We start from the raw sequence: 9,811 nt of genomic DNA, 5'->3' as shown, positions 1-9,811 counted from the left end.
CATTTACAGCTAGCACTGTTTATAGGTTTGCCTGGCGGGGGCCGGTGGCCCTCAGGCGGAGAGCCTCAATGCTCCGGCTCTTCGCGCTTAGGTTTATGGGCTGATTCCAGACGCCGAGATATTTCACCGAACGCGGGTCGATCGCGTCCGCCCGATAGTGGAATGCGATTTCGGGCGCGCGTTTGGCAAAAATCGCTGCCCACTCGGCACCGCGTTCCGCATCGCAATCATAGAGGAAGGTCATTTCGGCGCCTCGGGATTACCGCGAAAGAGGAAGCTCAGCGTGCCTGCTCCTCAGCTTCCATTTCCGCCAGGTCCTGGAAGCGGTCGGCGATACGCGGATGCGCCCGCCCGCCATCACACGCGCCAATGGCGATCAGTATCTCATCCGCACCGGGCGCGTCCGGAACCTGGAAACTGGCCGTCAGGAAGTGGGAGCGCTTGCCGGTTTCGCTCTTGTGGGTCATCGGCAGGGAAAGAAGGGCGCCAGGCCCGTTGCGGGTATTCGTGAAACTCAGATAGGTCGTGCCGTTTACCGCCGTGCGGAACATATTGCCGAACCGTAAGGTATGGATCAGCGCCGATGCATGTTCGATCTCGCCATTGACGCCGACCGAAGCCGCCTTGCCGTAAGCCTCGACCTTATCCGCCGACAAGAGCGCCACCAACCGCTTGGTCATTTCGGCGCCAAGACCCGGCGCCAACCGGAGAATCTCAGGGCGCAAATTTTCAACGAACCCTTGACCGGCCCACGGGTTCTTCAAGACGGCTGCGACCACCACCATGGAGATCGGTTGGTCGGCTTTCTTGCCACCCTCGACGAATACTTCCTCGATGAATGTGCAGAACTTTCTCACTCCGAGATCCATGGATTCCTCATCTGTTCGCTGGATTGTGGCGCAACCTAATGAGCAACGACGGTGAATGTCTTCCTTCATTAGGGAGGAAAAACAGAATGGCCGGCACTTCGAAACGATGTAGAATTCAGCTTCGTCGCATGCCTAACTCAGCGGGTCGTGGCGCAGGGAGCGATCGTGGACAGGAAGGCGCAAATCTCGGTTCTCAAAGATGTCGCGAGTGAGATCAATTCCGGCGGCGATCTTGTCACGATTCTGAAGCACTTGGTTTTCGCCGCCTGCCGCTATGCGAACTGGACGCTCGGTTCGATCATGTCGATCGATGCCGCTCATGGTTATGCCCATGTGATGGTTCGCTATGATCCGACGTTGATCGAGCGAACGCTCCCTGACCGTTGGGAACTGGCGACGAGCCCCTCGCTGATCGCCTTGAAGCGGAACGAGCCAGTCTACATCCGCGACGTGCGCGAATCCGAGGAGTTTCCAGGTTATCGCCGCGAAGCTTTCGAGCGAGACTACCGTACCGTCCTGGTCATGCCTATGAACTGCAGCGACTTCGAGGGCCGGCCAATGGTGCTGAGCGTTGTGTCGCGGGATATCATGGAGGTCCCGGAAGAGGATTTGGCGTTTCTGGGTATGATCGTCCATCTCGGCGCCATCGCGATCGAGAGGGAGCAGCGGCTGGAAGCCGAACGGCAGGCCGGAGACAGGTTGCAAAAGGCGCTCAAGGCGCACACCTCACTACTTGAACACGTGCTTGCAGACGGCTCGGTTTCTTCATTGTCGGCGATGGTCGGTAGCCTGCTGCCCAATCCGGTCGTCGTCGTCGATTTTACTGCGAACCAGATTGTCGCCGGCCGCTCGCCAAGCGAGGTGCAGTTCGATGATGTCGCTTGGCAATCGTCAGCGGCGGGTCCGCTGAGCCGACAACTGGGAAAGGCAGCACGCGATACAATTGAGCGGGGCGGCAACAGCGGGGCGACGCTTTTTCTCGATGACGGCTGCTCCCGGCTCAATCTCGCCGCCCGCATCGAGCCCTTGACGGTCGACCGCCAACTTGTCGGGGCATTGATCATCTTTTCCACGTCGCGTGCCTTCAGCGATCTGGACCAGTTGCTGCTTGACAGCGCCAAGTTCGCGCTCAGCGTCCAAATGATGCGCAGTTTCATCCGATTCCGTTTCGAAACCCGCACACAGACCGAGCTTTTCTTCGAGGTGGTGGAGCGGCGTTGGCGCGACGCGGCAGATGTCCAGCAGCGGGCCCAGCGGCTCGGCATCAATTTCATGACAACTCAGCAAATCGTCGTCGTCGACTTTCCCGAGAGCGCGAAGAATCTTGGCGGAACGTCCGTCGATCTGCATCACAGTCTCGCTCGCATCATGCAGCAAGCTTCCGTCCCCGCGAGCGTGGTGGCCATCGATGGCGGGCTGGTGTGCCTCATTCCCTGTGACGAGATCTGGAAACAGGAGCGGACATCGAAACTGATGCGGCGTATCGCAGCGGATCTCGGCCAATATTTTGACGAAGAACCAATCGTCATCGCCAGCAACGTCTGTGCCACGTTGACGGATTATCCGTTGGCTTGGGATCGCTGCAGTCGCATGATTGCCATCGCCCGTTCGTTCGGTCGCACCGGTGCGCTGTCCGGCCAGGATTTCGGGCCGTTGCCGATGCTCGTAGCGGCCGCAGGCGCCGACGATGTACGCGCTTTCGTGCAGGAAAGCATCGGCGCCATCGCCGCCCACGACCGCCAGCATGGCACGCCCTATCTGAAAACGCTGTCGACTTATCTGCGGGAAGGCTGCCGCAGCGGCGCCTGCGCCGATGCGATGGGCCTGCACGTAACCACGCTGCGCTATCGCCTCTCGCGAATCCAGGAAATGTTCGGCATCAATGTCGAGACGCCCGAGCAGCGCTTTGCCATCGAATTGGCCATTCACCTGCATGGTGTCACGGAAGGTCGTGGCTGACGATCAATCGACCTGACCCTCGAGACGGCGGATCGGCACCCTTCGTCTCTTACCGCAAACAGTAGCAATATATTCCGCGCTCTTCCGGCTGAATGAAGGAAGAAGCTCGCTCTTCTTGCGATTAGCCTTCCCGCTATCAACCAGCAGGAGGCGCTGATCCCATGTTGACCACGGGAACCGCAAAGATTGCGACGGCCATCGACCCAATCGCGTTGCGTCGCGCTTTAGGAACCTTTGTCACCGGCGTCACCATCATCAGCACGCGCGACTCGGACGGCAATCCGCGCGGCATGACGGCCAATTCCTTCACCTCGGTTTCGCTCGATCCGCCGCTGCTGCTCGTCTGCGTCGCAAAATCGGCGTCAAGCTTTGCTGCCTTTACGACGGCGGATTCCTTTGCCGTTAACCTGCTACATGAGGGGCAGGTCGACATCTCGGCGATCTTCGCCTCGAAATCCCCCGATAAATTCCAGTCCGTCAATCACGACCGCGTTCATACCGGCGCGCCAATCCTGACGGACAGCCTTACCTGGTTCGACTGCACGATCTACAACAGGGTCGATGCAGGCGATCATGTCATCCTGATCGGCCAGGTGCAGGCTTTCGGCACGAGCCCTTCAGCGCCCCTCGGCTTTTGCCGCGGCCGATACGCCAGCGTCAAGGATCCGCTGCCGTCCGGCTGGCTGGCCTCGCACAACATGATCATCGGCTATCTGATCGAAGCCAGCGGCGAGATTCTGCTGCGAGCGGATGGAAGCGGTGGCTGGGCTCTGCCAACGGCCAAACGCCGTAAGGCCGGCAGCGAACTGCCGCTCAACGACGGAAAATCCCTCAAGCTGCTGTCAGACAACACCTTTCTTTACTCGATCTTCGATGTTGCTGACTGCGACCCCGGTTATCTAATCTATCGCGCCCGACTTGCCGATGGCGGACAAGGGCGCGACCTGCCGGAAGACCTGCGGTTCTTTGCCATTGACAAGCTGCCCTATGACCTCATCCCGACCCGGGAATTGCGGGCGATGCTCCGCCGCTATGTCCGCGAGCGCAAGCAGGAACGCTTTGGCATCTACATGGATTCCGGCGACGGCGGGCGACTGGCAATGATCGAGGGCGAGGCCCGCTCGTGGCATCAGGCCATTCAAGACTAACCCGAAATCAGGAAGCGACGATGAAGACGACGGTGAAATCGCTCGAGGGAATGCGCCTCAACCTCTTTATCGACGGCCGGTTTGTCGAACCGACATCCGGTCGCTACCTGGACAGTTTCGACCCGACCACCGCGGAGGCCTGGTATCAGTTTGCGGAAGCCGACGCCAACGATGTGCGACTGGCGGTTGAGGCGGCGCAAAAGGCATTCGTCAATCCTGCCTGGCGACGTATGACGCAGACCGATCGCGGAAAGCTGGTGCGCAAGCTGGCCGATCTGGTTCTCGCCAATGCCGACGACCTCGCGCTGATCGAAACACGCGACAACGGGAAGCTGATCAAGGAAATGCGGGCGCAGATGCGCTCGATCCCGGACTCTTACACTTACTTTGCCGGCATGGCTGACAAACTGCAGGGCGATACGATCCCGGTCAACAAGCTGGACCAGCTCAACTTCAACATGCGCGAACCGATCGGCGTCGTCGGCATGATCACACCCTGGAACTCGCCGCTGATGATGTTGACAGGAACGCTCGCTCCCTGTTTGGCGATTGGCAACACCATCGTCATCAAGCCTTCCGAGCACGCGACCGCCTCGACGCTGGCCTTGGCCGAGCTAATCATGGAAGCGGGGTTTCCGGCCGGCGTTGTCAACGTCGTCTCGGGAACGGGTGCGGTAACCGGCGACGCGTTGACGCGGCAAAAGGGCATCGCAAAATACGTCTTCACCGGCAGCACCGATACCGGCCGTAAAATTGCCGCTAACGCGGCGGCCAACCTTGCGCAGTGCCAGATGGAACTCGGCGGCAAATCTCCCCACGTGATCTTTTCCGATGTTGATATCGAAAAGGCCGTTAATGGGGTCGTTTCGGGCATCTTCGCGGCTGCGGGCCAGACCTGCGTCGCCGGCTCGCGCTGCTTCGTGGAGGCCAGCGTCTACGACCGCTTCATCGAAGCGTTGGTGGAACGCACCAACCGTATCACCGTCGGCCACCCATTGGAGGACAAGACGGATATCGGCCCGCTGGCTCTGTCGGCGCAACTGACGAAAGTCGAGTCCTACGTTGCTTCGGGCGTCAAGGAAGGGGCACGGATCGCGTCAGGCGGCAAGCGTCCTCAGGCGGAAGAACTCGCCCGCGGCTGGTATTTCGAGCCGACCGTCATGATCGACGCCAAGAACGATATGTCCTTCATGCGCGACGAGCTTTTCGGACCGGTCGTTGGTGTCATGCCCTTTTCCTCGGAAGAAGACATGATCGAACTCGCCAACGACACACGCTACGGCCTCGCGTCCGGGATCTGGACCCAGAATATCGACCGGGCGATGCGCTTCGCCAACCGGATCGATGCAGGTACCGTTTGGATCAACACCTACCGGTCAGCAGCTTACATGTCCGCAAATGGCGGCTTCAAGGAAAGTGGTTACGGCAGGCGTGGCGGTTTCGACGTCATGCGCGAGTTCTCCAGGGCAAAAAATGTCGTCATCGACTATTCCGGCGCCATGCAGGATCCCTTTGTCATTCGACTGCGCTGACCGTCAGAAACACTGGGACAAACCATCCAAGGGAGATTGAAATGAAATTTGCCGTCTCATTGGGCATGGAGCGTTTCTCGCCAGAAACCTCGATGACGGCCGTAATGGACAATCTGCTGCAACTTGCCAAAATCGCGGACGCCGGCGGGTTTGAGGCGATCTGGACGCCGGAGCACCACACAATCGAGTGCACGATATCACCTAATCCGTTTCAGATCCTCACGTGGCTATCTCAGCATACGAGCCGGATCCGCCTGGGAACGGCAACGCTTGCCGCCGCCTATTGGAATCCAATCCGTCTCGCTGGCGAGGCCGCACTGTGCGATCACCTTACAAACGGGCGCCTGGAATTCGGCATCGCCCGCGGCGCCTATCAGTACGAGTTCGACCGAATGGCGCCGGGCGTCCAGCAGCAGGAGGGCGTCGGCTACATGAAGGAACTGGTGCCGGCGGTCCAGAAGCTTTGGGCCGGTGACTATGCGCATGAGGGCCAGTACTGGAATTTTCCGCGAGCGACCTCGGTGCCGAAGCCGCTGCAGAAGGGAGGTCCTCGCATCTGGGTCGCCGCCCGCGATCCCGGCACCTTCGACTGGGCGCTCGGCATCGGCGCCAACATTCTCTCCACGCCGCTCTCGCTTCCGGCGGCGGAAATCGGCGTGCTCGCCAGCAAGTTCAACAAGGCGGTCGCCGATCATCCCGAGGTGAAACGCCCAAAATTCATGATGCAGCGGCGCACTTGTGTCTATGACAAGGTCGATGACTGGCATCTCGCCGTCGAGCACAGCATGAATTATGGTCGCTATTTCGAAAACCTGATGCAGAACATTGGCACCGTGAAGAACGGTTTCCCGGAGGCCGTGCCCTTCGAAAGCGTTAAGGGCCGCGACAACTACAACCCGGAAAATATCCGCAAGAACCTGATGTTCGGAACGCCCGACGAAGTGATCGAGAAGCTGCTCGACTACGAAGCAGCTGGCGTCGATCAATATTGTCTCGGCCTCAGCTTCAACTTGCCCTTCGAACTGCAGAAGAAGACGCTTCGCCTGTTCACAGACGAGGTCATGCCCTTCTTTGCGCAACGCGAGCGCGAAACCCAGCAACTGGCCGCGGCAGGGTATTAGTATGACTGATACGCAGCGTCATACGGTCGGAGATGTGGTCCTGAACTATAGGGTTGACGGCAATGGGGCAGAGCCGCTGGTGCTCATCCACGGTGTCGGTTCCTACCTTGAAGCCTGGAGCGGGGTCGTCGAGCGGCTGAAGCATCGGTTCACCATCCTGACGTTCGACCTACGGGGTCACGGAAACTCGTCGCGCGTCAAAGGCCGCTACGAGATCGACGATTTCGTTGCCGAAACACTTGCGTTGGCGGACAGTGTCGGCTTCGACCGTTTCCATCTGGCCGGTTTTTCGCTTGGCGGGTTGATCGCACAGCGGTTGGCACTGACGCATCTTCCGCGCATTCAGCGCCTGATTCTCCTCTCGACGGTCGCGGGACGTACGCCTGAGGAGCGGGAGCGCGTCCTCGCCCGCCTCGCCGCTCTTCGCAGCGGCAAACCGGGATCGCACTACGACGCATCCCTGTCGCGTTGGCTGACTGAGGATTTCCAGAAGAAGAATCCCGATCTGATCGCAACGCTTAGACAGCGAAATTCTCAGAACGATCCGGACTGTTACGCTTCTGCCTACCGGGTTCTCGCCGAGACCGACTTCGGCGGTTTTCTCGACCAGATTCGCTGCCCGACGTTGATTGCAACCGGCGAGGAGGATGCAGGCTCCAATCCGCGCATGGCAAGATATATGCATGAGCGCATCCCTGGCTCCGAGCTCCGCGTCCTTCCGGGGCTGCGGCATTCAATCCTGACGGAAGCAGCCGATCTCGTCGCATCGATGATGGCGGACTTTTTGACCGTGCCGGAGACCGTGAAATGATCGTTGAAGAGCGTATCTATCGCATAAGATCGGGCAAAACCTCCGAATATCTGAAGCTTGTGCGCGAGGAGGGGCTGGCAATCCAGGAACCGATTCTCGGCGGACTGATCGGCTATTTCGTCACCGAGGTCGGGGCGCTGAACCAGGTGGTCCATCTGTGGCGATATGCCGATTTCGCCGATCGCGTCGCGCGCCGGCGCACGTTGTCGGAAGATTCGCGCTGGCGGGCCTTCATTCCGAAACTGACGGCGCTGATCGAAAGCGCGGAAAACCGTATCCTTCTTCCGACCGATTTTTCACCACTTCAATAGAAGAAGGGAAACGCAAGGCAAACCCTGAAGCCAACCGCGCACGGTGGAGTTGCACTGCAGTAAATGCACCTCGGTTTGGAGGAAGCGTAGCAGCAAAAATCCTCCGTGTTCGCGGAAGACGATCTAGCTGACATGCCCCTTAATTGATCCTCTTCAAAAAATTGCGGATCGGGAACATCCGTATCGTTGAAACATGGGAGCCAATGGTGACAGAGCGATTGAGAGTAGAGAATCTGTATAAGATTTTCGCCCCTTCACCCACCAGAGCCATGACGCTGCTCGCCACCGGCGCGGATAAGGCGCGTGTCCTTGCGGAGACCGACGCCGTCGTCGGTCTGAACAACGTCTCGCTTTCCGTTCCCTCGGGCGCGATCTACATGGTCATGGGCCTTTCGGGGTCCGGCAAATCGACGCTGGCGCGTTGCATCAACCGGCTGAACGAACCAACGGCAGGCAAGATCCTGCTCGACGATATCGACATCGTGCCGCTACGCGAGGACGCGCTTCGCGAATTGCGGCGCACGCGCATCTCCATGGTCTTCCAGCATTTTGCCTTGTTGCCAAACAAATCGGTGATCGAAAATGCCGAATTCGGCCTGAAGTTGCGTGGCGTTTCCGCCGCGCAGCGACGCAGGCGCGCTGAAGAGGTGCTGGCGATCGTCGGTCTCGCCAAATGGGCCTATCATCGCCCGCATGAACTCTCCGGCGGCATGCGCCAGCGTGTCGGCTTGGCGCGGGCCCTGGCGACCGATGCCGACGTCCTCATAATGGACGAAGCCTTCAGCGCCCTTGACCCGCTGATCAGGACCGAGATGCAGGATGAGTTGCTGCGGCTGCAGCGCACGCTGAAGAAAACCATCCTCTTCATCACTCATGACTTCCAGGAGGCGCTGAAACTCGGAACGCGCATCGCCATTATGTCCGAAGGCGAGTTGGTGCGCGAGGGAACACCGCAATCGATCGTGCTCGAACCAGGCAGCGATTATGTCGCCGCCTTCACGCGCGAAGTCGACCGGTCGCGATTGTTTGATGCACGGTCGGTGATGCGCACCGGTTCGACGGTGTCGGGCGATGGTTCGGCGCGGATCGTCGGCGACGCCGAGCATCCCGAGGCTATGAGTTTTGCCATCGACGCGTCGAACCGCATCGTCGGCTGTCTCGATGCTGCAGCCCTGCAACAGGTAAAGGCTGGCAAGCCGGTCGGTGACCTTTTGACGCGTGATTTCGTCGCGGTGAGCGGCGCCACCAAGCTCGTGGATGTCGCTGGCTTGTATCAGAGCGGCAAGGCAATGGCCGTCATTGACGAGGACGGCCGCTTCCTCGGCATGCTTGAACCCGAACATATCCTTGGACGGATCGCCTCGGCGGCGAGATCGCCAGCGCCTGCTTCGATGGGAGGCCACAATGCTTGATGCCGATGATCTAGCCATCTTTCCGGTGGACCAGTGGATTGCAGACGCCGTCCAATGGGTCGCGCTCCACCTCCGTCCACTGTTTCTTGCGATCAAGTGGCCGGTCGAAAACCTGTTGTCGTTCAACGATTACATACTGCACGAAATTCCGTTTCCGATCTTCGTCGTTCTGGTGTTCTTGGCCGCCTATCGGCTTGCCAGCATCGGCATCGCGGTGTTCAGCGCCATTTCACTTGTCGTGATCGCAGCCATCGGTGTCTGGACCGAGGCCATGACAACGCTTTCGCTGATTACCACGGCCATCGTGTTTTGCACCGCCATCGGCGTGCCGACCGGCATCTGGTGTGCTCGTAACGACAAGGTCTGGAGCGTGGTGCGGCCGGTGCTCGACGTTATGCAGACCACACCGACATTCGTTTACCTCGTACCGGTCGTCATGCTGTTCGGCGTCGGCACAGTGCCGGGCGAAGTGGCGGTCGTAACAGCAGCTGCACCGCCGCTCATCCGCTTCACCAATCTGGGTATTCGCATGGTAGAGCAGGAAATGGTCGAAGCAGGTCTCGCCTTCGGCGCCGATAAGCGCCAGCTTCTGTGGGAAATACAGCTGCCGTTGGCTATCCCCACCATTCTCGGAGGACTGAACCAGAC

General features: G+C 59.5%; 10 protein-coding genes. 8 read left to right on the top strand and 2 right to left on the bottom strand.

Annotated features, from left to right (window positions below; genetic code table 11):
* Positions 1-19: 19 nt before the first annotated feature.
* Together EOA86_RS09485 and EOA86_RS09480 are read right to left on the bottom strand one after the other, a co-directional pair.
* Entirely contained in the window at positions 20-244 is a 225-nt protein-coding gene (locus EOA86_RS09485; RefSeq protein ID WP_128341352.1) for a hypothetical protein, read from the bottom strand.
* Positions 245-278: 34 nt separating this feature from the next.
* Entirely contained in the window at positions 279-869 is a 591-nt protein-coding gene (locus EOA86_RS09480) for an amino acid synthesis family protein (RefSeq protein ID WP_065007065.1), read from the bottom strand.
* Positions 870-1,034: 165 nt separating this feature from the next.
* Here EOA86_RS09480 and EOA86_RS09475 point away from each other — a divergent pair, with 165 nt between their 5' ends.
* The 8 genes from EOA86_RS09475 to EOA86_RS09440 all read left to right on the top strand — a co-directional run.
* The gene (locus tag EOA86_RS09475) at positions 1,035-2,828 is read left to right on the top strand and encodes a helix-turn-helix domain-containing protein (RefSeq protein WP_128341351.1); all 1,794 of its coding nucleotides are present in this window, start codon (positions 1,035-1,037) and stop codon (positions 2,826-2,828) included.
* Positions 2,829-2,989: 161 nt separating this feature from the next.
* Positions 2,990-3,976, top strand: coding sequence for a flavin reductase (locus EOA86_RS09470; protein ID WP_128341349.1), 987 nt, complete (start codon positions 2,990-2,992; stop codon positions 3,974-3,976).
* 20 nt (positions 3,977-3,996) lie between these two features.
* Positions 3,997-5,508, top strand: a complete 1,512-nt coding sequence (locus EOA86_RS09465) for an aldehyde dehydrogenase (protein WP_127208005.1) — start codon at positions 3,997-3,999, stop codon at positions 5,506-5,508.
* Between the two features lie 41 nt (positions 5,509-5,549).
* Positions 5,550-6,629 (top strand): LLM class flavin-dependent oxidoreductase, encoded by a 1,080-nt coding sequence (locus EOA86_RS09460; RefSeq protein WP_127208004.1) that lies wholly within the window; start codon positions 5,550-5,552, stop codon positions 6,627-6,629.
* Between the two features lies 1 nt (position 6,630).
* On the top strand, positions 6,631-7,440 hold the full coding sequence (locus EOA86_RS09455; protein ID WP_128341347.1) for an alpha/beta fold hydrolase: 810 nt from the start codon (positions 6,631-6,633) through the stop codon (positions 7,438-7,440).
* Positions 7,437-7,751, top strand: a complete 315-nt coding sequence (locus EOA86_RS09450) for an NIPSNAP family protein (RefSeq protein WP_128341345.1) — start codon at positions 7,437-7,439, stop codon at positions 7,749-7,751. The genes EOA86_RS09455 and EOA86_RS09450 overlap by 4 nt, the downstream gene beginning before the upstream one ends.
* A 269-nt stretch (positions 7,752-8,020) precedes the next feature.
* Positions 8,021-9,163 (top strand): betaine/proline/choline family ABC transporter ATP-binding protein, encoded by a 1,143-nt coding sequence (locus EOA86_RS09445; protein WP_082982249.1) that lies wholly within the window; start codon positions 8,021-8,023, stop codon positions 9,161-9,163.
* Positions 9,156-9,811, top strand: a 656-nt coding sequence (locus EOA86_RS09440) for an ABC transporter permease subunit (protein ID WP_128341343.1), incomplete at its 3' end; no start/stop codon positions are given. The genes EOA86_RS09445 and EOA86_RS09440, both read left to right, overlap by 8 nt.

The organism is Mesorhizobium sp. M5C.F.Ca.IN.020.32.2.1 (genome assembly GCF_004023105.1).
Lineage (GTDB): Bacteria > Pseudomonadota > Alphaproteobacteria > Rhizobiales > Rhizobiaceae > Mesorhizobium > Mesorhizobium wenxiniae.
The sequence above is the reverse complement of the archived record's forward strand: the minus strand, read 5'-3'. Positions and strand labels throughout refer to the sequence as shown.

What these genes read in the sequence shown, in the direction of transcription:
- EOA86_RS09485 (WP_128341352.1), bottom strand. Translation starts at nt 244, where the DNA reads ATGACCTTCCTCTATGATTGCGATGCGGAACGCGGTGCCGAGTGGGCA.
- EOA86_RS09480 (WP_065007065.1), bottom strand. Translation starts at nt 869, where the DNA reads ATGGATCTCGGAGTGAGAAAGTTCTGCACATTCATCGAGGAAGTATTC.
- EOA86_RS09470 (WP_128341349.1), top strand. Translation starts at nt 2,990, where the DNA reads ATGTTGACCACGGGAACCGCAAAGATTGCGACGGCCATCGACCCAATC.
- EOA86_RS09465 (WP_127208005.1), top strand. Translation starts at nt 3,997, where the DNA reads ATGAAGACGACGGTGAAATCGCTCGAGGGAATGCGCCTCAACCTCTTT.
- EOA86_RS09460 (WP_127208004.1), top strand. Translation starts at nt 5,550, where the DNA reads ATGAAATTTGCCGTCTCATTGGGCATGGAGCGTTTCTCGCCAGAAACC.
- EOA86_RS09455 (WP_128341347.1), top strand. Translation starts at nt 6,631, where the DNA reads ATGACTGATACGCAGCGTCATACGGTCGGAGATGTGGTCCTGAACTAT.
- EOA86_RS09450 (WP_128341345.1), top strand. Translation starts at nt 7,437, where the DNA reads ATGATCGTTGAAGAGCGTATCTATCGCATAAGATCGGGCAAAACCTCC.
- EOA86_RS09445 (WP_082982249.1), top strand. Translation starts at nt 8,021, where the DNA reads ATGACGCTGCTCGCCACCGGCGCGGATAAGGCGCGTGTCCTTGCGGAG.